Genomic DNA, 26,642 nt, shown 5'->3' with positions numbered 1-26,642 from the left:
TCCGCGATCCGAGTCAAATTGACTCTTTTCGCGAAACCTGCCGAGAATTTCCGACCGCCCCTTTCGGGACAACCCCTCTACTCTACCAGCCGATCCGGACAGATGCGAACCAACCGGACAAGCGATCAAGAAGTGGGATTCGTCGCGCCACACTCCTGCGGAGCGGGGCGACAGCAGAAACTCTAGCAGGACTCCGGAGGCACTTCACGCCACTCAGGCAACCTGGAGGTCATTCCCACCCCAGCTGCTCCCCAAACCTCGGGCTCTCGCAACCAGTTGGCAAGCCATCCGCAATCGCCCCCCGGTACGAAGTAGGCACGCGCTCACTGCGCCTGTGGAGGTGCCCGCCATGACCCGCTCGGAGTTCGACGACATCCGCGCCGCCATCGCCGACGAGAGTAATCGCGTCGGCGACCTGCTCCGGATCGCCAGCACGTTGCTGGACGACCTGGAGCACGTGCGCATGCGGGAGGCCGCCCTGCGCAACTACTACCTGCGCCTGGTGACCGCGGCCCGCGCCACTGTCGCGGCCGAGTCCGCAGGTGAGCCCGACCCGCTGGTCTTCCTCAAGCACGAGCTCGACGAGCGCGGCCAGTTGCCTGCCGGCGACGAGACCGTCCAGCGCATCCTGGCCGACGCGCGCACCGCCGCCGCTCTGCTCGCGGCCCTCGACCAGCCCGTCGCTCCCAAGCGGACCGGGCTGCGCCTGCGCCGGTGCGTGGGCACCAGCCGTACGCTTCCGCGATGACGACCGGACGCATACCCGGTCTTGGCTGACCGCCTGCCAGACTGCCCGCATGTGGCGGACGGCAACGGACTGGGCCGCGCTGACCCTGGTCACGGGCTTCGCGGTGCTGTGGACAGGTGTGGTGGTCTTCGCGGCCGACACCACTCCAGCGTGGATTCGCGCCGCCCAGGTGCTCTTCGGTGTCCTGCTCGCGGGCTGGTCCGTGCACAAGGCCCGGTCACTCCGCGCCCGACATGTCCGATAGATCGCCGCAAAGTGAGTATTCTATAGCTATGAGTGATCAACCTTACGAAATCTCCCAGGACATGGGCGATGACGTTCAGGAATCCTCGATCGCCATGTACAAGGACAGCTATCCCGAGCGGCACCACATCAACGAAATCGACGACGAGTGCACGCGAGGGATCTTCCACTGGATGAACGAGGAAGATCGGCGCGTCACCGACGCCCACCCCGATCCTCTGGAGGAGCCGAGATCCTTCAACGAGGATCTCTAGGGCTGGAAGCGATATCCCATTCCCGGCTCGGTGAGCAGGTGGACAGGGCGCGCGGGGTCGCGCTCGAGCTTCCGCCTGAGCTGGGCCATGTACTGGCGCAGGTAGTGCGTCTCCTTCAGGTACGCGCTGCCCCACACCTCCGTGAGCACCTGCCGCTGGCTGATGAGCTTGCCGGGATTGCGTAGCAGGAGCTCCAGGAAGTGCCATTCGGTGGGGGTGAGCCGTACTCCACCCGAGATGGTCTTGGTGGCCAGGTCGATCTCGTGGTCGCCGATCCGTACGGCGGCCGGGTCGTCGGGCGACGCCTGAGTTCTGCGGGTGACCGCGCGGATGCGCGCGAGGAGCTCGTCGATGCCGAAGGGTTTGGTCACGTAGTCGTCGGCGCCGGCGTCGAGGGCGTCGACCTTGTCGTCGCTGCCCGTCCTGCCCGACAGGACGATGATGGGCACGCTCGTCCAGCCGCGCAGGCCGTGGATGACGTCGACGCCGTCGAGGTCGGGCAGTCCCAGATCGAGGATGACCAGGTCAGGATGCCAGTCGGCGGCCTGGCGCAGCGCCGAGGTGCCGTCCTCGGCCACGGCGACCTCGTACTCCCTGGCCGCCAGGTTGATCCGCAGCGCGCGAAGCAGCTGCGGCTCGTCATCGACCACCAGGACCCGTGTCATGTGGCGATCTCCAGAGAGATGATCATGGTGAGTCCTCCTCCTGGTGTCTCCTCCGGCACGAGGGTGCCGCCCATCGCTTCGGTCAGCCCGCGCGACAGCGCGAGCCCGAGCCCGACGCCCGTGTGGTTGTCGCGGTCCCCCAGTCGCTGGAACGGCAGGAACACCCGCTCGTGCGCCTCCGGCGGGATGCCGGGACCGCGGTCGATGATCCTGATCTCGACGGACGAGCCGTGCGAGCTGGCGGTGACGAGCACGGGGCTGTAGCGGGCACCGTTGCCCATGAGGTTGACCAGGACCCGTTCCAGCAGGACGGGGTCGGCCATCACCTCGGGCAGGTCGGCGGGGAGGTCGATCTTCACCATGTCGCCCACGTCGGCCGCCGCCCTGGGGACGATCTCCTCCAGGGCCACGTGCTGCAGCGAGAGCCCGAGCACGCCCGCCTGCAGGCGGCTCATGTCGAGGAGGTTCTCCACCAGCCGATGCAGTTTCACCAGCGACTCGTCGGCGGTGGCCAGCAGTTCCCGCCGGTCGGCGGAGCTCCAGTCGATCTCGGTGCTGCGCAGGCTCTCCACCGCCGCCTTCGCCGACGCGAGGGGCGTGCGCAGGTCGTGGCTGACCGCCGCGAGCAGCGCGGTGCGCATCTTGTCGGCCTCGGCCAGCGGACGCGCCGCCTCGGCCTCCTCCGTCAGCCGCTGATGGCGCAGCGCCACCGCGGCCTCCGCCGCGAACGCCTCCAGCACGCGACGGTCGGCGGCGTCCAGGAGCTTGCCCCGCACGGCCAGCACCAGGTCCTCGTCGATCACCACGTCCGTGTCGCCCGCGCCTGGGTCGGTGCAGGGCGGACCGCCCGCCATGGACACGATCCGCCAGCTCTCCCCCGCCCGTTCCAGGAGCGTGACCGAGGTCAGCCCGTAGATCTCGCGCAGCCGTTCGAGCAGCGGCTCACCCCTGAGCACCTGCCCCGCCAGCGTCGAGAGGACCTCCGCCTCGGCGCTCGACCTGGCCGCCTCTCTGGTACGGCGGGCCGCCAGGTCGACCACCGTGCTCACCATCGCCGCGACGAGCACGAAGATGACCAGCGCCAGCAGGTTCTCCGGCGCGTGGATCGTCAGGGTGCGCAGAGGCGGCGTGAAGAACCAGTTGAGCAGCGCGAACCCGAAAACGGCCGCGGTCAGCGCGGGCCACATCCCGCCGACCAGCGCCACCCCCACCACCAGCAGCAGGAACAGCAGGATCTGGCTGGGCAGCGTCAGGTGGCCGTGGAAGGGCAGCATGCCGGCGGTCAGCAGCGGCATCGCCAGCAGCGCCATGGCCCAGCCTGCCGTCCTGCGCCTGCGCGTCAGCGCGGCACGCGAGGCCGGCGGCCTGCCGGGATGGTGGGTCGCCTCGTGCGTGACCAGGTGCACGTCGATCGAGCCGGACAGCGCCGTGGTCGTGAGACCCACCCCGCGGGCGAGAACCTGGGCGAGCCTGCTCCTGCGGGAGGCCCCGAGGACGAGCTGGGTGGCGTTGACGCCGGTGGCGAAGTCGAGCAGCGCGCGCGGGACATCGTCGCCGACCACCTGGTGGTAGGTGCCGCCGAGGCTCTCCACGAGGGCGCGCTGCTTGGTGAGGCTGGCGGGGTCGGCGCTGCTCGACAGGCCGTCGGCGCGCGTCACGTGGACGGCCAGCAGGTCGGCGCCCTTGCTCCTGGCGGCGATGCGGGCGGCCCGCCGTACGAGGGTCTCGCCCTCGGGGCCGCCGGTCAGGGCCACGACCACGCGCTCGCGCGCCTCCCACGTGCCGGAGATGCCGTGGTCGGCGCGGTAGCGGTCGAGTTGCTCGTCGACCTTGCCCGCGAGCCACAGCAGCGCCAGCTCGCGGAGGGCGGTCAGGTTGCCGACGCGGAAGTAGTTGGACAGGGCGGCGTCGACGTTCTCCGGCGCGTAGACGTTGCCGTGAGCCATCCGGCGTCTGAGCGCCTCGGGCGACATGTCGACCAGCTCTATCTGGTCGGCGCGCCGGACGACCTCGTCGGGCACGGTCTCGCGCTGCGGCACTCCGGTGATCTCCTCGACGACGTCGTTGAGGGATTCCAGGTGCTGGACGTTCACGGTCGAGATCACATCGATGCCCGCGGCGAGGATCTCCTCGACGTCCTGCCAGCGCTTGGCGTTGCGGGAGCCCGGCACGTTGGTGTGGGCCAGCTCGTCGATCAGGGCGATCTTCGGCTCGCGGGCGATGACGGCCTCGACGTCGAGCTCGGTGAAGTCGGCGCCGCGGTGACGCAGGTGCTTGCGGGGAAGGATCTCCAGCCCGTCGAGCTGATCGGCGGTGCGCCTGCGGCCGTGGGTCTCCACGAAACCCACGACCACGTCCCTGCCGCGCGCGAGGGCTCTGCCACCCTCACCGAGCATCGCGTAGGTCTTGCCCACTCCGGGGGCCGCGCCCAGGTAGATCCGCAACCTCCCCCTGCCCATGGCTCCAGACTATGGCCTGTACGGTGGCCTGCTCCCCCAGTCCCACCTGGGCACGGGCTCCGGGCGTGGCGCCTGCGCCTTCGGTCCGGAGAAGTAGAGCGCCAGACGCGTGCCCCACTCGATGTAGCCGGCGAACGCCGCCCTGAACTCCGCGTCGCGGGGCAGGCCGACCTCGTCGGCCGCGTCCATGAGCAGGTTCACCCATCGGCGGCGTTGCGGCTCGGTGACGCCCTTGCCGAGATGCTTGGAGACCATGTGCGAGTGGCCTCCGCGCTCGCGCGAGTAGGTGTCGGGTCCGCCGAAGACCTCGCCCAGCCACATCGCCACGTACCGCGGGTGGCCCGGGTCCATGCCCGCGAACAGGGGTCCGACCAGGTCGTCCTTCTCGACCTTCGCGTAGAAGACCTCGGTGAGCCGTTCGAGCGCCGCGGCACCGCCGGCCCACTCGTAGAGTGTGGGCTCGGTCTTGGTGATGACCTGCTCGTAGTGCCGCATCTCTTCGATATTCGACACATAGGGCTTGATTTCTGCGAAAAACTCTGCGAAGTGGTCGCTCTTCCTGAAACCCTCCAGGTGGTCCTCAGCGGAGGTCCACTCGATGCGCAGGATGTAGCACTCCGGCTCGTCCACTGATCGGGACAGCTCGTAGTTCAGGCACTGCGGCGACCTGCCCAGCGGCACGACCGCCCGCTGGTAGGCGGCCTCGAAGCCGTCCGCGTCCGGAACCCGGTAGCGAATGTACTCAACAATCACGTAATTATGTAATCATCCTGCGGACTTTGCCACAACCATGGAGTATCCAGATATATGCCGTCAAACTCGGTGTGTGGATCCCCTCCTTTCGTGGCTACTCAGCGCACTGCTCCAGTTCGTGATCGTGTATTTCGCGGTACGGCTGGCGCTCAGGCACGACCGGGACAGCCGAGGCAGCACCTGAGACAGGTCCCGCGCGCCTCGACACGAGCGGCGTGACCACCAGGCGATGGGCTCCCGCCCCTACGCCCTCGCCGTGACGTTCGCGCCCGGCGGCCTGCGGTAGCGAATCCACACGTCGCCGCTCTCGACGTGGCCCGTCATGCGCAGGACGACGCCGTCCTGCGCGAGAGGCGTGGGCGGCTTGTTGTGGACGTGCCCTGACCGGCCGGTCGTGACCTCCTCGGCGCGCACCAGCCATCCTCGCGGCACGACGATCCAGATGTCCGCGAACAGCGAGTCGCACCGCACGTCCACGGACACCTCGCGGTGCGGGCACGTCGCGCGCATGAAGTTGACCCGCACCGTGCCCCATCCGCACTCGAGCTCGATGCGCGGCGGCACCACCCAGTGGCCGACCTGCTTGGCGCTCCTGGCCCAGCCGGTGGACAGCCGCAGCGCGGCGGGAATCTCCAGGTGGCCGCCCTGGTCGCCCAAGTCCGGGAGGTCGGCGACGACGGCGTCGAGCTCCCCGCACGTCCGCGCGGCGTAGGTGCGGTCGAGACGCTCGTCGAGCTCGTCGGTGCTGATGCGTCCATCGCCGACGGCGAGGCGGAGGATCTGCGCCACCCTGTCCCTGTCGCTGTCGCCGGCCCGGAGCTGTGCCCGGTCGGTCATACCGTTCACAGTAGAGATCGATCCCGCTCCGGGCCAGACCCGATGATCGGTTCCCGCCGGCGGATCCCGACGACCCGTACCGCCGGTCGCGTGGCAGGGGCGCGCATGACGCCCGCTTACCAGCTCACCAGGCGCCTGGTCCTGCGGGCGGGTTCGGGGAGTCCTGCGCGGAGCACCGTGACGCCGAGCGGGACCAGGACCGCGCAGAGGCCGCCGATCGCGACCAGGTCCTGCACCTGGGCGGCCTTGAGCACACCGGCCCACAGCGTGCCGGCGAAGAGGAGCAGGGCCAGGCGGGCGGTGCCGAACGTGCCGGTCAGGTAGCCGCCGACGCACAGCAGGACCGTGCCCACGTACTGGCCGCAGGACAGGGCGACGGACAACAGCCAGGGCCCGTAGGAGATCTCCGTGTAGATCCCGAGCACGTGTTCCGTCGCCCTCTCCAGGCCCAGCGGGCCGATCAGCTGGAACGCCGTCTGCTCGACGCCCGTCCAGTACAGGCGGGAGAAAAGGGTGGCGATGAGCATCGCCCCACCCCAGACGGCGAGCCCGTGGCCCACGATCCGCGCGAGAGTGGCGAAGGCGAGGCAGAGCACGGCCGATCCGGCGGCGAAGAGCGCGAAGCCCGCGGTGACCAGGGCCGGGTTCTCGACGTAGGCGGCGAGCTGCCAGGTCGCGGCGAACGGCAGGCTGTCGAAGTGCCGCAGTTGCTCGGCGGTGAAGGGCAGCCGCAGGCTGAGATGGCGGACGAACAGTCCGGCCAGCCACAGGAGGGGGCCGAGGACGAGGGCGATCCCGCCGAGGAAGCGGCCGGGGAACCAGGCAGTGCGATCCATGCCGCCGATCCTGAACGGAACGCAACGCCGCCACACCTCCCGATCGTCGGGGCACCGCCCTGACTTTCGTCAGGGAACGACCGGCCGGACCTCACCCGCCACAGGGCGGCGATCACCAGGCCCACCACCACGACCGATTGGTCCTACTCCGCGAGCGTTCCGCAGGTGAAGCCCTTCTTACGGTCGGGAGACCACATCTGGACCTCGGTCAGGATCGTGCTCTCGGAGAACTTGCGGAACGTCTGCCCCTTGTCGCAGTCATAGATCGCGTACCCGCCCTCGTGCTCGCCGAGGATCATCATCCAGCGGCTGTCGTAGAGGGGCTTGCCGCCGCTGTCCTGGAGCTTCGCCCACTGCGTCTGGAAGCCGACGGCGTCCAGCAGCGCTGTCGACTCCCCCTTCTCCAGCACCGCGATCGCACCGTAGATCATCTGAATCATGAGGATGTAGCCGAGCCCGATCCCGGTCAGCGCCCCGACCAGCACCTTCAGCCCCGCCCTGCCGATCGGCCTGCGCCGCAGCAGCCGGAAGGGCACGACATAGGCCACCACACCCACCCCAGCCGCGATGAGCACGTCACCGGCCTCGACCGTCACTTTCGCGGTGGGATCGGCGGCGTCCAGAGCGGTCATGAAGTACATCCAGCCCAGATAGGACGCACCTGCCCATGCCGCCGCGACCACGGCGACGATCCACGGCTGCTCCCTGATCCGCTGAGCCACCCGACCCACCCAGCCACGCGTGATCACGTTCAGCAGCCAGCCCAGGCTGATGAGGAGCCCGGTGACGATCGCACCGAGGATCAGCAGGGGGAGCAGCGTTCCCAGCAGCCGGCCTAACAACACCGACTGGTCGATTCCGGCCTGCTCGGGGGTGATGCCGAAGACGGCGTACATCCCCTGGTAGCCCATGTAGAGCAGCGCGTACAACGTCACGCCGAGCGGGACGACGACTGATCCGATCTTTTCGAGCAGGTCGAGAACGCCCGCCTTGTCCTCGTCCTCCTGCTGTGGTCTCTCTTCCTGCGACCGCGCCGCTGCCGGCGCTGGTGGTTCGTCCATCTCTTGACCCGGAGAGTCTGGCGCATAGGGCCGATACGTCATGAGCGGGAGCATAGGGTGTCGAGCCGGCAGATGTTCGTCCCCTGCGTCGATCGGATCTGGGCACACCCGTGGTGACCGATCGCCCATGCCAGGATGGGCCGCATGTCTGCCGCGATCGAGAACTCCGCCGGGCCCGCCGACCAGGCCGTGGCCAACGACTACGACAGCTTCGCCGAGGCGTACGCGGCCGAAACCGAGTCCAACCTCATCAACGGCTACTACACGCGGCCCGCGATCCTGGACCTGGCCGGAGACGTGGCCGGGCGGCGGATCCTCGATGTCGGCTGCGGTGCAGGCCCTCTGCTCGCGGAGCTGCGTGAGCGGGGCGCCATCGTGACCGGCGTCGACCCCAGCGCCAAGATGCTGGACCTGGCCCGGCAGCGGCTCGGCGAGGGCGCGGCCCTGCATCAGGCCGGTCTGGGCGGCGGTCCTCTGTCGTTCCCTGACGGCGCGTTCGACGATGTCATCGTGTGCCTGGTCCTGCACTACCTGGAGGACTGGAAGGCACCGCTCGCCGACCTGCGGCGCCTGCTGGTGCCCGGCGGCCGACTCATCGTGGCGGTCAATCACCCCTTGATCTACCCGTTGGCCTATCCCGGTGGCGGCTACTTCGCGACCCGCGAGTACTCCGAGGATTTCACCTTCAGCGGCCAGGATGCTGTGCTCACGTTTTGGCACCGGCCGCTGCACGCGATGACCGATGCCTTCACCGCGGCCGGCTTCCGGATCGCCGTCATCAGCGAACCGCGCCCAGCGCCAGGCGCCCACGAACTGTTCCCCGACGAACTCAAAGAAGCCGACTCGACCTTCCTGTGCTTCCTGTTCTTCGTCCTGGAAGCCGTTTGACCTCACCGATCGGGCACCGAACGCCAAGCCGCCCAGCCGAGCAAGCCCGACCGGGCGAACATGGCCTGAGGCGGCTGGTTGGCGGAGGCGACCGACGCGGGTCGCCAAGCTGATCTTCGGCGAGGAGACCCGGCAGGATCAGAGTGCTGGGGCGTCTCACCACGTCTCAGCCGTGATCTTCCGCGCTGCCCGGTCCTGGTCCCCGCTTTGGTCACCGCGAGCGGGAACAGGACTGGTTCGCAGAGTTGACGAGGCTGAACCATTGGGGAGACCTACTCGGTTCGCTCTGCGAACCTTCGCCGCGCAACGTCGTCAACTCCATGATGTAGCGGCAGAGGCCCGCTACATCATTCGGCGGCCAAACACGCTTCCAGGAATGACTTCGGCCCCTCCGGGAACCGCAGGGGTTCGCCCATCGACTCCAACGGCAGTGCCAGAGGTCTGTCCTCATCCACGATCCAGCCGGCGATGTGCCCGCATAGCTTCTTCCGCTCCCGCGACTGGGGCGCACCGGCATCACGTTCGAGATTGAAATGAGCCTTGGAGATCGAGGCGAGGTGCTCGGCCACCTCGCTCCGTCGGATCTCCTGACCCGATGACCGCACGACGACGACCGGATCAGTGCCCCGCATGACGACCACGACGCCGACGGCGACAGCGACGAGCACCAGGACGCCGAGGGCGATCCCAGCGGGGAGCAGCCACTTCCGCGCCCTGACAGGTGGGGCTGACGTGCCGCCCTGGGCGGCCGTCCGCTCGGTCCACCGTTGGCCGTCCCACTCGCGCAGGAACGGCTGCCCACCAGGGTCCGGGTAGAAGCCGGGGGCAGGCGGGCTCGGCTGATGTGGTGCGTCCACTGGGTGTCCTGCCTTCCAGCGCGATGAGGATCGAACTCTGGACGATCTAGAACCTGCCGCAGGCTAGCAGCAGTCGCGAGGGCTCGTCTAACAAGATCCGCCAGATGCGCAGTGCCACGCTGCTGCCGCTCGTCGCCCTGATCACCCCAGTGTTTCAGCCTGGATGGCGATGTCCTGATGTCTTGTCGATCCGTCTTCACGACGTACGGCACACCCATGGACGCCGAAGATCCTCAGCGACCGCATCGGCCACGCCAGCATGTCCTACACGTTCGCGATCTACACACACCGCTCGACAGGCAAGGGCTGGGCCAAGCAGATCTTCGGTGAGGAGAACCGGCAGGTCCCGTAGGCCGCCGGAACCCCGTTGGAGGCTCGATGGTTACGCAGGCATGGAAAAGGCCCTCAGGGAGGATTTCCCTGAGGGCCTTTTCGTTGGTAGCGGGGGCAGGATTTGAACCTGCGACCTCTGGGTTATGAGCCCAGCGAGCTACCGAACTGCTCCACCCCGCGTCGGTGTGTGTCTAGAGACTATCCGCGACGCGGGGCTTGTGCAAATCAAGAACTCGGCGTAGGCGACGGTGTCGGCGAACCCGTCGGGGTCCCGCTCGGCGCGGGAGTCGGGCTCGTGGTGGGCGTGGGCTGGATGGAGGAGTTACGGCCGAGGGCGTTGAGCGCGTCCTGCAGACGCTTCTGCGCCTCGCCGTACTTGACCCAGTCGGGCGGCGAGCTGGCCAGCGCCTTGTTGGCGTCGTCGTACGCCTTCTGGGCATCGGCGATCAGCTTGGCCGTGACGGTGACGTTGGCGGGCTGGCCCGTCTGCTGGTCCTGCCCGGTGTTCTGCTCGGCGGCCTTGCCACTGAAGACCTGGGCCAGGGCATCCTTCAGCGTGTCACCCGAGCCGACCGTGCTGCCGTACGCCACCAGAACCCGCTTCAGGATCGGGAACGGCTCCTGACCGGCGGCGGCCGCGGTCTGGACGTAGACAGGCTCGATGTAGACGAGGCCGTCGGCGAAGGGCAGTGTCAGCAGGTTGCCGTAGCGGACCGTGGCGTTGCCCAGGCCGAGCAGGTTGAGCTCACCGGAGAACTTGTTCTGGAAGTTGTTCTGCGCCTGTCCGGGACCGGGGATCGAGGTGTTGGACGGCATGCGCAGGATGCGCAGCTTCCCGTAGTCGGGTCCGTCGGTCGCGTCCACCGCCATGAAGGCCGCCAGGTTGGGTCCCTGGCGCGGGACGAAGGTCGTCGTCAGCGAGAAGGACGGCGACTGGTTCGGCATCGTGGTGGTCAGGTAGTACGGCGGCTGCTTGACGTCCCTGTCGCCCTGCGAGGGGTCGAAGGGGACGTTCCAGAAGTCCTGGCCGCTGTAGAAGGCGTTGGCGTCCTCGATGTGGTACTGCGACAGGATGTCGCGCTGCACCTTGAACAGGTCCTCGGGGTAGCGGATGTGATCCTTGAGGCCCTGGCTCATCTTGCTGGCGGGCTGGATGACGCCGGGGAAGGCCTTGCTCCACGTCTGCAGCATCGGGTCCTTGGGGTCCCACGCGTAGAGCGTGACCGTGCCGTCGTAGGCGTCGACGGTCGCCTTGACCGAGTTGCGGATGTAGTTGATCTGGTCGCGGGGCTGCTGGGCGACCACGCCTCGAAGGGTCGTGGTGTCCTCGGTCATCGAGGCCAGCGACTTGCTCTGCGAGTAGGGGTAGTCGTTGGACAGCGTGTAGCCGTCGACGATCCAGGTGATGCGCCCGTCCACGATCGCCGGGTAGGGGTTGCCGTCCAGCGTGAGGAACGGGGCCACCTTGGCGACGCGGTCACGCGGGTTGCGCTCGTAAAGGATCTTGGAGTCGTCGTTGATGTCGCCCGACAGCAGGATGTTCTTCTCGCCGTACTTGGCCGCGTAGACCAGGCGGTTGAAGAACGAGCCGACGGGCACGCCGCCCTGACCTGTGTAGGTGGTGTTGGACTGCCCCGTGCCGCCGCTCTCGGGGTAGTTGAGCTCCTGGCCCTGACCCGCCTTGGCGTCGGGGCCGCCCGCGATGACGTACTCGGTGGCGACCTGCTCGCCGAAGTAGACCCGCGGCTCCTTGATGGTCTGGCCGAGGGAGCCGATGACCGGCATGTCCTTGGCGTCGAAGTTGGGCAGACCCTCGGAGTCGACCTCGTTGCCCGGCGCGGCGACGAAGCCGTAGCCGTGGGTGTAGACGAGGTGCTTGTTGATCCAGTTGTTCTGCTGGGCCGGCGGGCCCGTCAGCTCGCGGACCGCGACGACGTGGTCACGAGGTACGGGTCCCGTGCCCTTGTAGCGGTCGACGTCGAGCTGGGTCGGGAAGTCGTAGAAGCCGCGGATGCGCTGCTTCTGCTGGAAGGTCTTGGCCACCAGGTTGGGGTCGAGCAACCGGACGCCCGACACGGAGACGTCGCCGTCGGCGGTCACCTTGCTCGGGTCCGACTGCGCGGAGTAGGGGATGACCTCGCTGCCCGCCACGCCGTAGGCGTCACGGGTGGCCTCGATGTTGCGGCCGATGTAAACGGCCTCACGCTGCTGCTGGTTGGGCTTGACCTGGAACTGCTCGACGAGCGCGGGATAGACGCCGCCGATCAGGATGGCCGACAGGACCAGCAGGCCGAAGGAGACGCCGGGGAGCATGCCGCCAGGCCGTACGACGCCCGCGAAGAAGAGCGCGGCGCAGATCAGCGCGATGATCGCGAGGATCGTCTTGGCGGGCAGGACGGCGCTGACATCGGTGTAGGAGGCGCCGTGGACGAAGCCGCGGTCGGAGAAGACCAGGCCGTAGCGGTCGACCCAGTAGGCGACCGCCTTGAGCAGTACGAAGAGGCCCAGCAGCACCGACAGGTGCACGCGGGCCGCGCGGGAGGCGTGGACGCCCGGCGACTGCAGCCGGAACCCGCCGTACAGGTAGTGCGTGATCGCCGCCATGATGATCGCGATGATCACCGCGGTGAACAGGAAGTTCAGCACCATCCTGATGAACGGGTAGTCGAACATGAAGAACGAGATGTCCAGCTTGAACAGCGTGTCGGTCTTGTTGAACCGCGTGCCGTTGACGTACTGGAGCCACGTCTTCCACTGCCCGGCGAACGACGAGCCCGCGAACAGCGCGAGCACGGCCATGCCGATGATGAAGATCAGCTTGCGGTGGGGGTCGAGCGCCAACCGGTAGCGGTCGGCGCCGCTGCCCCCGCCGAACATGGCGGGACCGAACATCGGGCGCATCCTGAAGGCCAGCAGCATGTTGCCGCCGACGATGCCCGCCATCAGGAGCGCACCCACCACGAACAGCCCGATCTCGGTCAGCAGCACGCCCGAGAAGACGGAGGTGGCCTTGACCGAGTCGAACCAGAGGTAGTCGGTGTAGATGCCGGAGAACAAGAAGAAGAACGCCACGATCGCCACCAGAGCGATGGCGACGGGAAGAAGCAGTCGCGGTCGACGGGGCAAACGCATCCCCCGACCGGGTCCTGGGGTCCGGAATGCCAAGGCCAACCCCTCGTCGTGATGAGCAAACGGTCCGTGATTGGCAACCTACACCGGCTCGAGAGAGCTGACGAAGGATGCCGTACGGCTAACGCTCGAGGGGCCCGGAAAGTTCACCCCGCCGAGCAGGAAGGCACGACGCCCTTGCCCGACCTGATCGCGTCGAGCGCCTGGACGGCGCCGTGGAGCGTCTCCGCCTTGACGAGCCTGAGCCCGTCGGGAGCCGCCTTGACGGCTTCGGCGCAGTTGTCGGCGGGGGTGAGGAAGATCGTGGCCCCGGAGTCCTTGGCGCCGACCATCTTCTGCGCGATGCCCCCGATGCCGCCCACCTTGCCGTCGGGGGTGATGGTGCCCGTGCCCGCGACCGACTTGCCGCCGGTCAGCGCGCCGGGGGTGAGCTTGTCGATGATGCCGAGGGCGAACATCATTCCCGCGCTCGGCCCGCCGACGTCGCCGACGCTGATGCTTACCTTGAACGGGAACTTGTACTTGGCGTGCATGACGATGCCGACCATCGCGGTGCCCTGCTTGGAGGCGATGCTCTTGACCGTGACGTCCAGCTGACGGCCGTCCCTGGTGACGCCGAAGACGATCTCGTCGCCCGGCTTGCGCGCCTTGACCCCTGCGGAGACCTGGTCGACCGAGGTGATGGGCTTACCGTCGACGGTGCGGATCTCGTCGGACGGCTTGAGCACACCGGCCGCGGGCGCCGTCTTCTCCACCGACAGGACGGCCGGCACCATGGAGTAGTCGATCTTCAGCTCGGTCAGGGCCGCGGCGGTCGCGTTGTCCTGGGAGCTGGTCATCTCCGCCGTGTTCTCCTGCTCGACCTCCTCCGCCGTCTGCGTGCGCGGGAAGATCGACTCTTCGGGCACGACCGCCGAGGTGGGGTCGACCCAGCCGCGCAGCGCGGTCAGCAGGTCGGGCCTGGCTCGCGGGCCGCCCTGGTAGGAGACCGTGACCAGGCTCAGCGCGCCGGTCGTCGGGTAGGTCTGCCTGTCCTGGATGGAGATGACGGGCTTCTTGTCGACCTCGCCGATCGTGTTCTCGGTCGGCCCCGGGCTCAGCACGACGTACGGCACGTCCAGCCAGGCGCCCGCGATGCCGAGCGCCAGGACCAGGAAGCCGGCCACCAACAAGGTGATTGCACGTCGTGACATGGGCATGAGCTTATTCGCAGGCGCCGACCCACTCGGTCGACCCGTCGGCGAACACCTGATGTTTCCAGATCGGAACCTCTGCCTTGAGGTCGTCGATCAGCCTGCGGGAGGCCTCGAAGGCCTCTCCCCTGTGCGGGCACGCCACGGCGACGATCACCGCGATGTCGCCGAGCTCGAGGTCGCCCACCCTGTGAACGGCGGCGAGGGCCGTCACGGGATAGTCGGTGGCGACCTTCTCCGCCACCCGCCTCAGTTCCTCGACCGCGCTGGGATGCGCGGAGTACGACAGCCTCGTCACGGCCTTGCCGTGATCCTGCTCACGAACCGTGCCCACGAACAGCGCGGTGCCTCCGGCCGCGTGGGATCCCACGGCCGCGAACACCTCTTCGACCGACAGTGGGGTGTCGCGAATGTCCAGCAACCGAATCACGCTCAGAGCTTACGCTTCCTTCGTACCTGCCTGACGATGGCCGCCGTGCCGATGACCGCGACCGTGGCGCCGGCGGCGGTGAGCGTGGCCTCCTTGACCGGCAGTCGCCTGCCGACCACGGTGGTCCTGTTCTCGCGCAGCTCGAGCAGCTGCTCCAGGGCTGCCTCGTTGGTCCACGCGGGCTTCCATCCCGCCTCGCGCAGGCCGGCGCAGTCGACGACCCATGGGTAGACGACGTAGTGGAGGTCCGTGGCGGGGGCGGGGGTGATGCCGAGGCGGTGCAGGCGCTGTGCCGTACCGAAGGTGAGGCCGGCGGGCAGCTCGAAGCCGCGGATCCCGGACAGCTCCTCCACCTGCTCGTGTTCGAGCCAGCCGTCGGAGCCGACCGCGACCACGCCCGTGACCACGCCGCGGGCGGCCAGCTCCAGGGCCGAGACCAGGTCGTCGATGTGGCAGAACTGCCAGCGCGGCGAGCAGCCCTTGACCTTCAGCAGCCTGGGCGACTCGAAGTGCCTGGTGATGACGGTGTCGATGCCGGGGCCCACGACGGCCGCGGGACGCAGCACCGTCACCTCGAGGCCGGGGTGGCTGCGCGAGGCCCTGCGGACCAGCGCCTCGATCTCCAGGTAGTCGCCGACCACGCCGGTGTCCGGCTCGGCGGCGACCGCGGCGCCCTCGGCCAGCGGCACCTCGTTGTCGGGAGCCGCGCCGTACACCATGGCGCTGGTGACCAGGACCGCGCGGCGGACGCGCGCGGCCGCGCTGGCGGTCAGCACCGTCTGGGCCGCGCGCAGGTTGTAGGCGCGCCGCTCGGCCGGGTCGGAGTCGAGGGCGTAGTCGCCCGCCAGGTGGACCAGCACGTCGATGTCGGAGATCCGGTTCGCCAAGAGCGGATCTCGCACGTCGATCACTCGCCAGGTGACGTCCTGGACGTCGCCGCGCTGCTCGTCGATGGCCACCACCCTGCGGAAATCCGCGTTGGTGGCGAGCTTCGCGATGAGCTCGCGGCCGATGCCTGAGGACGCGCCGGTGACGGCGACGACTGGTTGGCGCGGGCGTTTCGAGGTAGGCACCAGGTCCTCACTTTGCACTGATCCGCCGTAGGACGACTAACGTGGCGGATGTGGACTCCTCCATCCTGCACGAGGTAGAGCGGTGACTGACCTGCCAGGTCGCGAAAACGACCCCAACGAGAATCCCTTCGGGATGTTCGGCAACCCTGAGCAGATGGCTCAGGCGATGCGCCAGTTCGCCGACATGCTGTCGGCGCCGCAGGGCTCGGGCCCTGTCAACTGGGACATGGCGAAGAACATCGCCCGCCACGCGGTGGTCGCCGAGGGCGATCCCAGCGTGATGGAGGGCGAACGCCGCCAGATCGTCGACGCTCTTCAGCTCGCCGACCTGTGGCTCAACGAGGCGACCGCGCTGCCCAGCGGGGTGTCCAACCCTCAGGCGTGGAGCCGTTCCGAGTGGATCGAGAACACGGTCCCCGTCTGGCGCAAGTTGTGCGAGCCGATCGCCGAGCGCATGGTCGAAACCATGAGCGGCATGATCGGCGGCGCCGAGCTGCCGCCCGAGGCCCAGCAGATGGCCGCCCAGCTCGGCCCCCTCATGGGCATGATGAAGCAGATGGGCGGGATGATGGTCGGCCAGCAGATCGGCCAGGCCCTCGGCTCGCTCGCCCGCGAGGTGATCGGCACGACGGACATCGGCCTGCCGCTGTCCGACACCGCCGCGCTGCTGCCGGGCGGCATCGCCTCCTTCAGCAACGGCCTCGAACTGCCCGCCGACGAGATCAGGCTCTACCTGGCTCTGCGCGAGGCGGCGCACCACCGGCTGTTCCAGCACGTGCCGTGGCTGCGCGCGAACCTGCTCGGCGCGGTCGAGGAGTACGCCAGGGGCATCACGGTCGACACCTCCGCCCTGGAGGAGCAGATCCGCGGCCTCGACATCAACAACCCCGAGGCACTCCAGGAGGCGCTGAGCGGCGGCGCGCTGCTCAAGCCCGCGGAGACCGAACGGCAGAAGGCCGCCGTGGCCCGCCTCGAGACCATGCTCGCGCTGGTCGAGGGCTGGGTCGCCACCGTGGTCGACGCCGCGGCCGACGGCAAGCTGCCGTCCGCGAACGCCCTCGCCGAGACGGTACGGCGACGCCGCGCGACCGGCGGTCCCGCGGAGACGACGTTCGGCACGCTGGTCGGCCTGGAGCTGCGGCCCAGGCGACTGCGCGAGGCCGCGGCCCTCTGGCAGGCGGTGCTCGCCGACAGGGGGATCGACGGACGCGACGCGATCTGGGGCCACCCCGACCTGATGCCGACGGCCGACGACCTCGACGCCCCCGACACGTTCGTCAAGGGCGAGACGGCCTGGGACATCTCCAAGCTCGAGGACGGCGAGGCTTGACCCTTCACCGCGACGCGGTAGCCGTACTCGGTGGATGGTCCGCGCCCACCGCGGCCGAGGAGGAGCTCAGGCGCGAGTTCCTCGAGCACCTGCGGCGGCATCCCGACGCCATGACCCGCGCGTGCGCGCCGGGGCACCTCACGGCGACCACCGCCGTGCTCTCGCACGACGGCGCCAGCGTGCTGCTCACGCTGCACCCCAAGGCGGGCATGTGGCTGCCGATGGGCGGCCACTGCGAGTCGTACGACGGCTCGCTCGCCGGCGTCGCGCTGCGCGAGGCCACGGAGGAGTCGGGGATCGAGGGCCTGCGGCTGCTTCCGGGGCCGCTCGCGCTCGACAGGCACAAGGTGTGGTGCCACCCGCCCCACAGCTGGCATCTCGACGTGGAGTACGCGGCGGTCGCCCCCGAGGGCGCCGAGGCGGTGATGAGCGACGAGTCGCTCGACCTGCGCTGGTTCCCCGTGGACGAGATCCCCGAGCTGTCCGACGAGGCCACCAGGCTGCTGGCCCGGCGCGGCCGGCAGGTTCTTACGGCGGGTTCACACTCGCTCGGTTAGAGTCCCCGTGCAGGGGGTTATGTGGACATGGTCGGTGGCACGATCGTGACGCCCGCGCGTCGCCGATTCCCTTTCAAGGCGCTCGCGTGGGTGGCGGTGTCCCCCTTCGCGGTCTGGGCCGCCGCCAGGGTCGGCGGACTCGAAAGCGGCTCCCTCACCACGCAGCTCATGACTGCCACGCCGTACGCGGCGGCGGGTTCTCTGGTGCCGCTCCTGCTCGCGCTCGCCTCGCGCAACCGCGCGGTCGCGGCGGTGGCCGTGATCACGACCGCGGCCCTTGGTTTCAGCGTCCTGCCCCGAGCCCTCGGTACGGCCGACGCCACCGCGGGCAGGCCGCTCAGGGTGCTCACTCTCAACATGTTCTTCGGCGAGGCGGACGCCGCGTCGGTCATCGAGCTGGTGCGGCGCTTCGACCCTGACGTGCTGTCGACACAGGAACTCACGCACGACGGGGTCGAGCGGCTCGACTCGGCGGGGTTGAAGGACCTGATGCCGTACCGGGTGCTGGAGGACGAGGACGGCCCTGGCGGCAGCGGCCTGTACGCGAAGTTTCCGCTGACCCAGCTGCCGGGGCTGATCCCGCCGACAGGCAACAACACGCCGGCGGCGACGCTGGCGCTGCCCGGCGGCAAGCCCGTCCAGGTCGTGGCCGTGCATCCCTATCCGCCGCTCGGCCCGCAGGTCCAGGACTGGCACGCCGCGCTGCGGGCACTGCCGGCCGCCTCGGGCGAGGCCGTGCGGGTGCTGGCGGGCGACTTCAACGCGAGCCTCGACCACGCGGCGATGCGCGAGGTGCTCGGGCGGGGCTACAAGGACGCGGCCGACGAGGTCGGGCAGGGCCTGGTGCCGACGTGGCCGGCGAACAAGCGGATCCCGCCGATCATCACGATCGACCACGTGCTGGCCGACTCGCGGGTGGGGGTGCGGGAGGTCAGCGTGCACACGGTGCCGGGCACCGATCACCGGGCGGTCTTCGCCGTCCTCACCGTGCCGTGACCGCCCTGGTGTTGTCCCAGCCCTCCAGGCCAGGGTCGAGACGGTCGAGGTCGGCTCTGGTGCGCAGGCGGTGCCAGCCGGGGGTGGTGGCGACCATGCGGCGGCCCGGGGCCTGGGCGCGCAGCTCCTTCACCGGGTCGACGGCGTCGAGATCGGGACCGGCCCAGTCGGGGAAGGGGAGGTTCGCCGCGATGGCGACCGCGCCGCCCTGCTCGGCGGGGCAGACGGTCAGCTCGGCTCTGCCGAGTTCGCGGAACAGCTTGCCGATGAGGAGGGGTGGCAGGTCGGGGGCGTCTCCACTGACAATCGCCGCTTGATCAGCATTTATCGCCTTGAAGATGTCCTTAAGCGGTGTGTCCTCATTTATCGGGATAATGTCCGTGCCGGGCCACAAGAGATGATCCAAGTCGGGAACGCTCGTGACGAGGACGGGCGTGACGAGTTCGAGGCCCGCGACCATCTCGTAGGTGTCCTCGACTATGGCTTCCAGGAACTTCCTTGGATCGCCGGGGGCGGCATTCGTCATGCTTTGCCGTGCCAGAACCGCGACAACCCGGGTCAACACTCCTCCGGAGGGTTGACGGCCGCCGCGGAGAATCCTTCAAGGAAGCCGCGCGCCCGCTCCGCCTTGGGATACTGTTCGACCAGTGCCCAGAAATCGGGCCCGTGGCTCGGCACCAGCAGGTGCACGAGTTCGTGAATGATGACGTAGTTGATGACCCACTCGGGCAGCCCCTTGAGCCGGGTCGAGATCCTGATCGTGCCGCTGTCAGGGGTGCACGAGCCCCATCTGTGCTGCTGGTTGTCGACCCATCGAACGCTGATCGGCTGGGGCTTGCCGTCGAGATATCGCGATGAGAGCTCGACGGCCCTTTCGAGCAGGCCTTCGTCCGTGGGACGCCTGCGCTGCTCCTTGGCCGCCAGCCGATCGAGCATCCGGCTCACCCATTCGTCAGCGTCCTCGCCACTCAGCCAGGCGGGCAGGAGCACGATCGTCTTGTCGCCGTCGCGGTAGGCGGAGACCGTACGCCGGCGACGAGAACTTCGACGGACCTCGACTCTCTCGGGGGACACATATGCACGTTAGCCGACACTGACGAAATTCCACAGGGGGTGAGCCTCTGTTTTCGCTGGTCAGCATGATTAAGAGCCGGTGAATTTGGGCACCCGCCTTTCCCGATGCGCGGTGAGGCCCTCAAGCATGTCGTTCGAGGTCATCGTCACAGGCTGGGCCAGCGACTCCCATTTGAGCGCCTCATCAAGGTCATTGTGTGCGGGCTTGAGGGCGATTTTGGTCAGCCGGGTGGCGATCGGAGCGTTGGCCGCGACGCTTCTCGCGATCTCCAGAGTTTTCGGAAGAAGGTCGGCTTTCGGGAACGAGCGGTTGATGAGCCCTTCACGCGCGGCCTCCTGCCCGCTGATGGTCCTGCCGGTGAGGAGGAGCTCGCGCGCGAGGTTGATCCCGCCTCTGCTCGGGAGCAGGTAGGTGGCGGCCATACCGGGGTGCAGGCCGAGCGAGGTGAAGGGAGCCAGGAGCTTGGCCTCGTCGGCGGCGTAGACGAGGTCGCACGCCAGGGCGACGCACAGACCCGCGCCGACGGCCGGACCGTTGACCGCGGCGATCGTGGGGATCTCCAGGTCGGCGATCGACAGCCAGGTGCGGTAGAAGGCGAGCATGCGGTCGCGGAGCGCGGGCACCGTCTCGTCACCCCGCTCCGCCAGCCACGACAGGTCGCCGCCGGAGGAGAAGGCGCTGCCCTCGCCGGTGACCACCAGGCACCGGGCCTCCCTGTCGGAGGCCAGCGCGCCGATCGTCTCGGCCCACGCGGCGGTCATGCCGTCGGTCATGGAGTTGCGGCGGTCGGGGCGGTTGAGGGTGAGCAGGACGACCCCGTCGTCGTGCCGATCGATCAAGAGCTCGTTCATTGGGAGAGCGTATCCACAGCCCCTCGCGAGGGCGGCACAGGTTATCCACAGGGCAGGCGAAACGGCCCCGCGATCATGATTCGCGGTGGGAATCTTGCGCGCCATGAGGCCACGTGTGAAACCCGTGCTGCGCAGGATCCTCCGTGACGAGCACACCCTGCAGTTCGGTGTACATCCGCGCAGGGCGGTCCTGCTGAGCGATCTGGCGCCGTCGGTGAAGCAGTGGATCGACCGGCTCGACGGCACGAGAGAGATCGGGCAGGTGATGAAGGAGGCGTCCAAGGCCGGGCTGTCGGAGGAAGGCGCCCAGACGTTGCTCGACACGCTCACGGCCAGGGGCGTGCTCGACGACGCGGCCGTGCTGCCTGTTCCCCTCGCGCGGCTCACGCTGGCCGAGCGGGACAGGTTGCGGCCCGATCTCGACGCGCTCGACCTGGCGTCGACGACGCCTGGAGGCGCGCTCGTGACGATGCGCCGGCGACGGGAGGCGCGGGTGCGGGTCTACGGCGCGGGGCGGGTGGGCGCGCAGATCGTCGCGCTGCTGGCCGCCTCGGGGGTGGGACAGGTGCGGGTGATCGACCCCGAGCCTGCCAGGCCGGAGGACCTCGTGCCGGGCGGGCTGGGCTGGGAGGAGCTCGGGCTGCCGCGCGAGCAGGGCGCGGTGGCGGTGGCCAGACGCATCACCGCGGGGTCCGCCTGCTCGCCCGCCCCGGGCTCGTCGAACTCGCAGGCACCGGACTCTGCCGGCGCGGACTCCCGGAGGGAGAACCCCCGGGACACCGACCTCCCGGACACCGGCTCCCGGGACAACAGCCTCCGGGACACCGGCCCCTGGGACACCGGCCCTCGCGACACCGGCCCTCGGGGTACGAAGGCTCCCGGGGCGGACGCCCGTAGGGCGGGCTCCCAGGGTGCGGACGCTCGGGGTGCGAACGCTCCCGGGGCGGACGCCCGTAGGGCGGGCTCCCAGGGTGCGGACGCTCGGGGTGCGGGCGCTCGGGGTGCGGGCGCTCGGGATGCGGGCTCCTCGGGTGCGGAGTTCGAGGGGTCGGTGGACGCGCGGGCCGGGGGGCCGCACCTCGGGGACGGTGTCGAGCGGCCCGACCTCGTCGTGCTCGCGCCCGTCGGCCCGCTCGACGCCGTCCTGGTGTCCGAACTGGTCGCGATGAAGATCCCCCACCTGCTCGTGGCCGCCTTCGAGGGGCACGGCTCCGTCGGCCCCCTGGTACGGCCGGGCGAGACCGCATGCCTGCACTGCCTCGATCTCGCACGGCGCGATCGTGACCCTGCGTGGCCGATCGTCACCGCGAGACTCGGCGGCTTCCCCGCCGGCGAGATCGCCTGCGGGTCGGCGCTGTCCTCGCTGGTCGCGGCCACCGCAGCCGGACATGCGCTTGCTCATATCGACGGCCAGGACAGCGCTGTGACAAACGGCACAATGGATGTTTTGCCTGATTGGCGCTGGAAGCGCCGATCCTGGAGGGTGCATCCACAATGTCGTTGCTGGCGAAACGACCTAGGTGCGCTAACAATGGTCGAGCCGGGTTCCTGCTGCTGACGGGCCAGCCGCAGGACCGTGGGCCCCGTCAGGTCCGGACCACGAAGGGGGGAAGCGGCATGTCGACGAGAGATGTCGCGCGTCATGGTGAGTGATCTTCCGCGCCGCGCCGTCACGCGCTCCGCCAAGCTGGCGACCCTTCCGCTGGGGTTCGCCGGCCGTACCGTCATGGGGATCGGCAAGCGGATCGGCGGCAAGTCGGCCGAGCTGGTCACCCAGGAGATCCAGCAGCGCACCGCCGAGCAGATCTTCAAGGTGCTCGGCGAGCTGAAGGGCGGAGCGATGAAGCTCGGCCAGGCGCTGTCCATCTTCGAGGCGGCGCTGCCTCCCGAGATCGCGGGCCCCTACCGGGCGACACTCACCAAACTGCAGGACTCCGCTCCCCCGCTGCCCGCGGCCACCGTCCACAAAGTGCTGGCCGAGCAGCTGGGCGACGACTGGCGCGACCACTTCCAGTCCTTCGACGACCGGCCGACCGCCGCCGCGTCCATCGGACAGGTCCACAAGGCGGTATGGCACGACGGCAGGACGGTCGCCGTCAAGATCCAGTACCCGGGGGCGGGCAAGGCCCTGCTCGGCGACTTCGCCCAGCTGGCGCGCCTCGGCAAGCTCTTCGGGGTGCTCCTGCCCGGCCTCGACATCAGGGCGGTCCTGGCCGAACTACGCGAGCGGATCGCCGAGGAGCTCGACTACCTCCACGAGGCCGAGGCGCAGCACGCCTTCGCGCAGGAGTTCGGCGACGATCCCGACTTCTTCGTGCCCGACGTCATCGCGGCCAACGAGGAGGTGCTGGTCACCGAGTGGATGGACGGCACGCCGCTGTCGCGCATCATCACCGACGGCACCAAGGACGAGCGCGACAGAGCAGGGCTGCTGTTCGTGCGGTTCCTGTTCTCCTCACCGGCCCGCGTGGCGATGCTCCACGCCGACCCGCATCCGGGCAACTTCCGCATGCTGCCCGACGGCCGGCTCGGCGTGCTCGACTTCGGAGCGGTCAACCGGCTGCCCGACGGATACCCGAAGGCGTTCGGCCAGCTGACCCGCATCTTCAACCAGGGCGACATGGACACGGTCGTGGCCGGGCTGCGTGACGAGGGCTTCATCCAGGAGCACATCGACATCGACCCGGAGGCGTTGCGCGGCTTCCTGGCGCCTTATGTGGAGCCGACGGCGGTCGAGGAGTTCACGTTCAGCAGGGAATGGCTGCAGGCACAGGCGGCCAGCGCGACCGACCTGCGACCCACGAACGTGGTCAGGCAACTCAACCTGCCCGTCTCGTACGTGCTGATCCACCGCGTCCATGCGGCGGGGGTCGGGGTGCTGTGCCAGCTCGGGACCACGGCCCGTTTTCGCGACGAGGTGATCCGGTGGGTTCCGGGGTTCGCCGACGAGGCCGTCGGCTGACGCCTGCTCCGGCGGTCTCCTGGTCCCCTTCGATCGAGTCCCTTCATCTCATCCCTCCTCACGCCCTCACGCTCCTTCGGCTATACGCCTCACCCCTTCGGTTACACGCCGCGTGCCTGGGTCGGTCCGTTCGAGCTCCTCTACCTGGTCGTGCCCTCTCGCGCGCCGAGCGGGCCTCTGTCCTCGGCCTTGCTGCCTTCTCGGACTCAAGGGGTCCCCGTCCCCGGCCCTGCCGCACTTCAGGCCAGCCGCCGGTCCTGCCGTCGCCCACCCGAGAGCCGTCGTCCCTCATCACCTCGGGACCAGCACCGGCTTGCGTCCTCGACCCTGTCGCCCCCAGGCCAGCCGCCGACCGTGACCTCAGCCACCCGAAAGCCGTCGACCCTCACCCCCGGTTCGTGCGCCCTCAGCTCCCCCCTCGACCTTGTCGCCCTCAGACCAGCCGCCGACCCTGACGTCGCCACCCGAGAGCCACCGCCCCTCACCACCCCAGACCAGCACCGGCTTGCGTCCTCGACCCTGTCGCCCCCAGGCCAGCCGTCGACCGTGACCTCGGCCACCCGAAAGCCGTCGACCCTCACCCCCGGTTCGTGTGCCCTCAGCTCCCCCTCGACCTTGTCGCCCCTCAGACCAGCCGTCGAACCCTGACATCGCCCGCCCGAGTCCAGGGGCTCCTCACCCTCTATTCACGTGCCTCGACTTCCGCCTGCCGCCCCTCAGACCAGCCGCCGATCCTGCCGTCGCCCACCCGGGTTCGGGGCCCTCGCCCTGGTTGGGGTTCAGGGCTTGGCTGCCCGTCAGCGCATCCGTGTTCGGGTCAGCTTGGAGGACTGTCGGGCTCGATGATGGGAGTGGTTTGCGGGGGTTTGTCTGGATTGTGATGAGGTCATGGCGGGGTGGTGATCACGTCTCTGGGGCTGCGGTTCGCTGATCGGAAGACTCTGAGGTGCAGCAAGACGAACCACCCGAACGGAAGAGACGAAACCCCATGCGCGCCCTCACGAAACTGTCCGCCCTCGCCACCGCAGCCGCCCTCACCGTCGCCGTCGCACCGGCCGCCTCGGCCGGCGCGATGGCCGCCCCCGTCGCCACGCCCGTCTGGGGAGGATGCGCGGGAGGGGCGGGCGTCGATCCGCGGCAGGAGTGCACGACCCTGCGGGTGCCCTTGGACTACCGGGCGCCGGGCGGGCAAACGATCTCGCTGGCCGTCTCCAGGATCAGGACCGCCAAGCCGGAGCTCAGGCGAGGCGTCCTGCTGCTGATCCCCGGCGGTCCAGGGAGTCCGGGGCTGAACAGGCCGAGCGCGCAGGTGAAGCGGCTCCCGCAGGAGGTGCTCGACCGTTTCGACCTGGTCGGGTTCGACCCGCGCGGGGTGGGGGCGAGTTCGCCGGTCTCGTGCGGGTTGAGCAAGGCCGATCTGGCCTTCACCAGGATCAAGCCGTGGCCCGCCGCGAACGGGGACATCACCGAGAACGCGGCATGGTCGCGGCGGATCGCGGCGGCGTGCGCGCGGAACGGGGGTGAGGTGTTGCGGCACGTCAGCACCCGCAACGAGGCCAGGGACATCGACAGCATCAGGCGGGTGCTGGGCGAGGAGAAGCTGTCGTACTGGGGGGTGTCGTACGGCACGTACGCGGGCGCGGTCTACGCGGAACTGTTCCCCGAGCGGACGGATCGGGTGGTGCTGGACAGCAACGACGACCCCGACCCGCGGCGGGTGGCGCGGGCCTGGCTGGCGAACTACTCGGTCGGGGTCGAGGACCGGTTCCCGGACTTCGCCGCCTGGGCCGCGGCGCGTGACGGCGAGTACGGCTTCGGCCGGGACCAGGCGGCGGTCCGCCGTACGTTCCTGCGGCTCGCGGAGCGGCTGGACCGGCAGCCGGTGCCGTGGCCCGGCGCCAACCCGGAGGAGCTGAACGGCAACGTGCTGCGCGACACCGTGCTCACCGCGCTCTACAGCGACGCGGGCTTCCCGATGCTGGCGGGTCTGATGCGGGCGGCGATGGCGGGCGGCCCGCTGCCCGCGCCGAACACCCCGCCGGAGAGCGCGCTGCAGAACATCGCGGCGTCGGCGGCCGCGACGCTGTGCAACGACGTGGAGTGGCCGAGTTCGGTGGACTGGCACCGTCGGCAGGTGGCGCGGGACAGGGCGCGCTACCCGTTGACGGCGGGGATGCCGGTCAACATGGGGCCGTGCGCGTACTGGCCCTACCCGGTGGCGGAGGCGCCGGTGCGGATCACGTCGCGTGGGCCGTCCAATGTGCTGCTCATCCAGAACCTGCGTGACCCGTCGACGCCGTACAGCGGGGCGAAGAAGATGCGGCGGGCGTTCGGCGAGCGGGCGCGCATGGTGGTCGTGGACTCGGGCGGGCACGGTGTCTACCTCGCGAACGGCAACGCGTGCGGCGACCGTACGGTGACCGCGTTCCTGACCGAAGGGGTACGGCCGGAGCGGGACCTGCTGTGCGAGGCGGCGGCGAAGTAGGGCCGTAGGAGTACCGAAGACAGCCGAAAGGCCGGGTGCGTGGAGCGCACCCGGCCTTTCTACGTGAGGTCAGACCGTGAGATCCTCCGCCGGCGGCAGGATCTCACCACCTATCCATGGGGAAGAAGAGCCCTGCGGAGCCGGTCGTTGGCCCGCTGGACGTCACGCCGCGCGCGCTGGACGCGCTTCAGGCGGGACACCATCCGGTACTCCTCGGCCTCCCGGTGGAGGGTTTGTATTCGGTCATTGACCAGTTCTTGATACATATACGGCATTTCGAAGCTCCTACCAGGAATGATGCTCATCGGATGTCTCGGCTTTCTGTGGTGCGGTGGGTGGGGTTCAGGCAGCGACCGGGTGCTTGCGCGGACGCCCGCGAGGCCGCTTGCGGGGGACGACGGTCCCCCTGAGGATCAGCTCGCCGCCCCAGACGCCCCAAGGCTCCTCACGCTCGAGCGCGCGGGCCAGGCAGGCCTTCTGGATCGGGCAGCCGCCGCAGAGCGTCTTCGCGAACTCGACGTCCTCGGGCGACTCGGCGAACCACAGGTCGGGGTCGGTACGACAGGGGATTCCGGCTTCGTCGATCAGGTCCATGATCGTCTTGGCCCCCATCTGTGTCTCCTTCTG

25 protein-coding genes and 1 tRNA gene are annotated in these 26,642 nt (G+C 69.1%); 10 read left to right on the top strand and 16 right to left on the bottom strand.

Annotation, left to right across the window (positions count from 1 at the left end):
- The first annotated feature begins 349 nt into the window (after positions 1-349).
- The 3 genes from AC3EO4_RS14735 to AC3EO4_RS14725 are packed head-to-tail and all read left to right on the top strand — an operon-like array spanning position 350 to position 1,245.
- Complete coding sequence (locus AC3EO4_RS14735) at positions 350-748, top strand: hypothetical protein (RefSeq protein ID WP_379583432.1); 399 nt, start codon at positions 350-352, stop codon at positions 746-748.
- Between the two features lie 49 nt (positions 749-797).
- Positions 798-992, top strand: a complete 195-nt coding sequence (locus tag AC3EO4_RS14730) for a hypothetical protein (protein ID WP_431896013.1) — start codon at positions 798-800, stop codon at positions 990-992.
- A gap of 28 nt (positions 993-1,020) precedes the next feature.
- Positions 1,021-1,245: a hypothetical protein gene (locus tag AC3EO4_RS14725; protein ID WP_379583429.1), complete on the top strand. Its 225-nt coding sequence runs from the start codon at positions 1,021-1,023 to the stop codon at positions 1,243-1,245.
- On the opposite strand, the gene AC3EO4_RS14720 is transcribed toward AC3EO4_RS14725, so the two are convergent.
- From AC3EO4_RS14720 to AC3EO4_RS14695, 6 genes are all read right to left on the bottom strand, one after another.
- The gene (locus AC3EO4_RS14720; protein WP_379583427.1) at positions 1,242-1,910 is read right to left on the bottom strand and encodes a response regulator; all 669 of its coding nucleotides are present in this window, start codon (positions 1,908-1,910) and stop codon (positions 1,242-1,244) included. The two genes, AC3EO4_RS14725 and AC3EO4_RS14720, sit on opposite strands and share 4 nt — an antisense overlap.
- Positions 1,907-4,369, bottom strand: a complete 2,463-nt coding sequence (locus tag AC3EO4_RS14715; protein ID WP_431896010.1) for a sensor histidine kinase — start codon at positions 4,367-4,369, stop codon at positions 1,907-1,909. Before AC3EO4_RS14715 ends, AC3EO4_RS14720 begins: the two co-directional genes overlap by 4 nt.
- Positions 4,370-4,378: 9 nt before the next feature.
- Positions 4,379-5,122, bottom strand: coding sequence for a group II truncated hemoglobin (locus AC3EO4_RS14710; protein ID WP_431896008.1), 744 nt, complete (start codon positions 5,120-5,122; stop codon positions 4,379-4,381).
- A gap of 243 nt (positions 5,123-5,365) precedes the next feature.
- Positions 5,366-5,959: a DUF1707 SHOCT-like domain-containing protein gene (locus tag AC3EO4_RS14705; protein WP_431896006.1), complete on the bottom strand. Its 594-nt coding sequence runs from the start codon at positions 5,957-5,959 to the stop codon at positions 5,366-5,368.
- Between the two features lie 116 nt (positions 5,960-6,075).
- Positions 6,076-6,795, bottom strand: coding sequence for a hypothetical protein (locus tag AC3EO4_RS14700; RefSeq protein WP_431896004.1), 720 nt, complete (start codon positions 6,793-6,795; stop codon positions 6,076-6,078).
- Between the two features lie 143 nt (positions 6,796-6,938).
- Positions 6,939-7,856 (bottom strand): hypothetical protein, encoded by a 918-nt coding sequence (locus AC3EO4_RS14695; RefSeq protein ID WP_379583417.1) that lies wholly within the window; start codon positions 7,854-7,856, stop codon positions 6,939-6,941.
- 135 nt (positions 7,857-7,991) lie between these two features.
- On the opposite strand from AC3EO4_RS14695, the gene AC3EO4_RS14690 reads away from it, so the two are divergent.
- Positions 7,992-8,744 carry a class I SAM-dependent methyltransferase gene (locus tag AC3EO4_RS14690; protein WP_431896002.1) on the top strand — a complete coding sequence of 251 codons (753 nt, stop codon included), beginning with the start codon at positions 7,992-7,994 and terminating at the stop codon, positions 8,742-8,744.
- A gap of 347 nt (positions 8,745-9,091) precedes the next feature.
- Here the strand turns inward: AC3EO4_RS14690 and AC3EO4_RS14685 are convergent, their stop codons facing one another.
- The 6 genes from AC3EO4_RS14685 to AC3EO4_RS14660 all read right to left on the bottom strand — a co-directional run bounded on the left by AC3EO4_RS14685 (position 9,092) and on the right by AC3EO4_RS14660 (position 15,762).
- Positions 9,092-9,601: a DUF2510 domain-containing protein gene (locus tag AC3EO4_RS14685; protein ID WP_431896000.1), complete on the bottom strand. Its 510-nt coding sequence runs from the start codon at positions 9,599-9,601 to the stop codon at positions 9,092-9,094.
- A 436-nt stretch (positions 9,602-10,037) separates the two neighbouring features.
- A tRNA-Met gene (locus tag AC3EO4_RS14680) sits at positions 10,038-10,114 on the bottom strand.
- A gap of 45 nt (positions 10,115-10,159) precedes the next feature.
- The gene (locus tag AC3EO4_RS14675; RefSeq protein ID WP_379583413.1) at positions 10,160-13,066 is read right to left on the bottom strand and encodes a UPF0182 family membrane protein; all 2,907 of its coding nucleotides are present in this window, start codon (positions 13,064-13,066) and stop codon (positions 10,160-10,162) included.
- 143 nt (positions 13,067-13,209) lie between these two features.
- On the bottom strand, positions 13,210-14,256 hold the full coding sequence (locus tag AC3EO4_RS14670) for a YlbL family protein (RefSeq protein ID WP_379583411.1): 1,047 nt from the start codon (positions 14,254-14,256) through the stop codon (positions 13,210-13,212).
- A 10-nt stretch (positions 14,257-14,266) separates the two neighbouring features.
- The gene (locus tag AC3EO4_RS14665; protein ID WP_379583453.1) at positions 14,267-14,692 is read right to left on the bottom strand and encodes a molybdenum cofactor biosynthesis protein MoaE; all 426 of its coding nucleotides are present in this window, start codon (positions 14,690-14,692) and stop codon (positions 14,267-14,269) included.
- Positions 14,689-15,762, bottom strand: coding sequence for an NAD-dependent epimerase/dehydratase family protein (locus AC3EO4_RS14660; protein ID WP_379583451.1), 1,074 nt, complete (start codon positions 15,760-15,762; stop codon positions 14,689-14,691). Before AC3EO4_RS14660 ends, AC3EO4_RS14665 begins: the two co-directional genes overlap by 4 nt.
- Positions 15,763-15,892: 130 nt before the next feature.
- On the opposite strand from AC3EO4_RS14660, the gene AC3EO4_RS14655 reads away from it, so the two are divergent.
- Genes AC3EO4_RS14655 through AC3EO4_RS14645 form a run of 3 tightly spaced genes read left to right on the top strand, consistent with a single transcriptional unit; the run spans position 15,893 to position 18,642 of the window.
- A complete protein-coding gene (locus AC3EO4_RS14655; protein ID WP_379583449.1) occupies positions 15,893-17,089 on the top strand; it encodes a zinc-dependent metalloprotease in 1,197 nt (398 codons plus the stop codon).
- Positions 17,086-17,646: an NUDIX hydrolase gene (locus AC3EO4_RS14650; RefSeq protein ID WP_379583410.1), complete on the top strand. Its 561-nt coding sequence runs from the start codon at positions 17,086-17,088 to the stop codon at positions 17,644-17,646. Before AC3EO4_RS14655 ends, AC3EO4_RS14650 begins: the two co-directional genes overlap by 4 nt.
- Positions 17,647-17,673: 27 nt before the next feature.
- Positions 17,674-18,642: an endonuclease/exonuclease/phosphatase family protein gene (locus AC3EO4_RS14645; protein ID WP_379583447.1), complete on the top strand. Its 969-nt coding sequence runs from the start codon at positions 17,674-17,676 to the stop codon at positions 18,640-18,642.
- Here the strand turns inward: AC3EO4_RS14645 and AC3EO4_RS14640 are convergent.
- The 3 genes from AC3EO4_RS14640 to AC3EO4_RS14630 all read right to left on the bottom strand — a co-directional run bounded on the left by AC3EO4_RS14640 (position 18,629) and on the right by AC3EO4_RS14630 (position 20,568).
- Positions 18,629-19,168: a hypothetical protein gene (locus AC3EO4_RS14640; RefSeq protein ID WP_379583408.1), complete on the bottom strand. Its 540-nt coding sequence runs from the start codon at positions 19,166-19,168 to the stop codon at positions 18,629-18,631. The genes AC3EO4_RS14645 and AC3EO4_RS14640 overlap by 14 nt on opposite strands.
- Before the next feature lie 32 nt (positions 19,169-19,200).
- Positions 19,201-19,716: a M48 metallopeptidase family protein gene (locus tag AC3EO4_RS14635; protein ID WP_379583407.1), complete on the bottom strand. Its 516-nt coding sequence runs from the start codon at positions 19,714-19,716 to the stop codon at positions 19,201-19,203.
- Between the two features lie 69 nt (positions 19,717-19,785).
- Positions 19,786-20,568, bottom strand: a complete 783-nt coding sequence (locus tag AC3EO4_RS14630) for an enoyl-CoA hydratase/isomerase family protein (RefSeq protein ID WP_431895996.1) — start codon at positions 20,566-20,568, stop codon at positions 19,786-19,788.
- A gap of 103 nt (positions 20,569-20,671) precedes the next feature.
- On the opposite strand from AC3EO4_RS14630, the gene AC3EO4_RS14625 reads away from it, so the two are divergent.
- The 3 genes from AC3EO4_RS14625 (at position 20,672) to AC3EO4_RS14615 (ending at position 26,015) form a co-directional block, all read left to right on the top strand.
- The gene (locus AC3EO4_RS14625) at positions 20,672-22,126 is read left to right on the top strand and encodes a ThiF family adenylyltransferase (RefSeq protein ID WP_431895994.1); all 1,455 of its coding nucleotides are present in this window, start codon (positions 20,672-20,674) and stop codon (positions 22,124-22,126) included.
- An 84-nt stretch (positions 22,127-22,210) separates the two neighbouring features.
- Positions 22,211-23,530, top strand: a complete 1,320-nt coding sequence (locus AC3EO4_RS14620; RefSeq protein ID WP_431895992.1) for an ABC1 kinase family protein — start codon at positions 22,211-22,213, stop codon at positions 23,528-23,530.
- 988 nt (positions 23,531-24,518) lie between these two features.
- Positions 24,519-26,015 carry an alpha/beta hydrolase gene (locus AC3EO4_RS14615; RefSeq protein WP_431895990.1) on the top strand — a complete coding sequence of 499 codons (1,497 nt, stop codon included), beginning with the start codon at positions 24,519-24,521 and terminating at the stop codon, positions 26,013-26,015.
- Between the two features lie 342 nt (positions 26,016-26,357).
- On the opposite strand, the gene AC3EO4_RS14610 is transcribed toward AC3EO4_RS14615, so the two are convergent.
- Positions 26,358-26,627 carry a WhiB family transcriptional regulator gene (locus AC3EO4_RS14610; protein WP_358135760.1) on the bottom strand — a complete coding sequence of 90 codons (270 nt, stop codon included), beginning with the start codon at positions 26,625-26,627 and terminating at the stop codon, positions 26,358-26,360.
- Positions 26,628-26,642: the final 15 nt, after the last annotated feature.

It is taken from the genome of Nonomuraea sp. bgisy101 (assembly GCF_057708945.1).
The sequence above is the reverse complement of the archived record's forward strand: the minus strand, read 5'-3'. Positions and strand labels throughout refer to the sequence as shown.

Excerpts from the sequence above, each read along its gene's own strand:
- AC3EO4_RS14735 (WP_379583432.1), top strand. The coding sequence starts at position 350 with ATGACCCGCTCGGAGTTCGACGACATCCGCGCCGCCATCGCCGACGAG.
- AC3EO4_RS14730 (WP_431896013.1), top strand. The coding sequence starts at position 798 with ATGTGGCGGACGGCAACGGACTGGGCCGCGCTGACCCTGGTCACGGGC.
- AC3EO4_RS14725 (WP_379583429.1), top strand. The coding sequence starts at position 1,021 with ATGAGTGATCAACCTTACGAAATCTCCCAGGACATGGGCGATGACGTT.
- AC3EO4_RS14720 (WP_379583427.1), bottom strand. The coding sequence starts at position 1,910 with ATGACACGGGTCCTGGTGGTCGATGACGAGCCGCAGCTGCTTCGCGCG.
- AC3EO4_RS14715 (WP_431896010.1), bottom strand. The coding sequence starts at position 4,369 with ATGGGCAGGGGGAGGTTGCGGATCTACCTGGGCGCGGCCCCCGGAGTG.
- AC3EO4_RS14705 (WP_431896006.1), bottom strand. The coding sequence starts at position 5,959 with ATGACCGACCGGGCACAGCTCCGGGCCGGCGACAGCGACAGGGACAGG.
- AC3EO4_RS14700 (WP_431896004.1), bottom strand. The coding sequence starts at position 6,795 with ATGGATCGCACTGCCTGGTTCCCCGGCCGCTTCCTCGGCGGGATCGCC.
- AC3EO4_RS14695 (WP_379583417.1), bottom strand. The coding sequence starts at position 7,856 with ATGGACGAACCACCAGCGCCGGCAGCGGCGCGGTCGCAGGAAGAGAGA.
- AC3EO4_RS14690 (WP_431896002.1), top strand. The coding sequence starts at position 7,992 with ATGGGCCGCATGTCTGCCGCGATCGAGAACTCCGCCGGGCCCGCCGAC.
- AC3EO4_RS14675 (WP_379583413.1), bottom strand. The coding sequence starts at position 13,066 with ATGCGTTTGCCCCGTCGACCGCGACTGCTTCTTCCCGTCGCCATCGCT.
- AC3EO4_RS14670 (WP_379583411.1), bottom strand. The coding sequence starts at position 14,256 with ATGTCACGACGTGCAATCACCTTGTTGGTGGCCGGCTTCCTGGTCCTG.
- AC3EO4_RS14655 (WP_379583449.1), top strand. The coding sequence starts at position 15,893 with ATGTTCGGCAACCCTGAGCAGATGGCTCAGGCGATGCGCCAGTTCGCC.
- AC3EO4_RS14645 (WP_379583447.1), top strand. The coding sequence starts at position 17,674 with ATGGTCGGTGGCACGATCGTGACGCCCGCGCGTCGCCGATTCCCTTTC.
- AC3EO4_RS14640 (WP_379583408.1), bottom strand. The coding sequence starts at position 19,168 with ATGACGAATGCCGCCCCCGGCGATCCAAGGAAGTTCCTGGAAGCCATA.
- AC3EO4_RS14630 (WP_431895996.1), bottom strand. The coding sequence starts at position 20,568 with ATGAACGAGCTCTTGATCGATCGGCACGACGACGGGGTCGTCCTGCTC.
- AC3EO4_RS14625 (WP_431895994.1), top strand. The coding sequence starts at position 20,672 with ATGAGGCCACGTGTGAAACCCGTGCTGCGCAGGATCCTCCGTGACGAG.
- AC3EO4_RS14620 (WP_431895992.1), top strand. The coding sequence starts at position 22,211 with ATGGTGAGTGATCTTCCGCGCCGCGCCGTCACGCGCTCCGCCAAGCTG.
- AC3EO4_RS14615 (WP_431895990.1), top strand. The coding sequence starts at position 24,519 with ATGCGCGCCCTCACGAAACTGTCCGCCCTCGCCACCGCAGCCGCCCTC.
- AC3EO4_RS14610 (WP_358135760.1), bottom strand. The coding sequence starts at position 26,627 with ATGGGGGCCAAGACGATCATGGACCTGATCGACGAAGCCGGAATCCCC.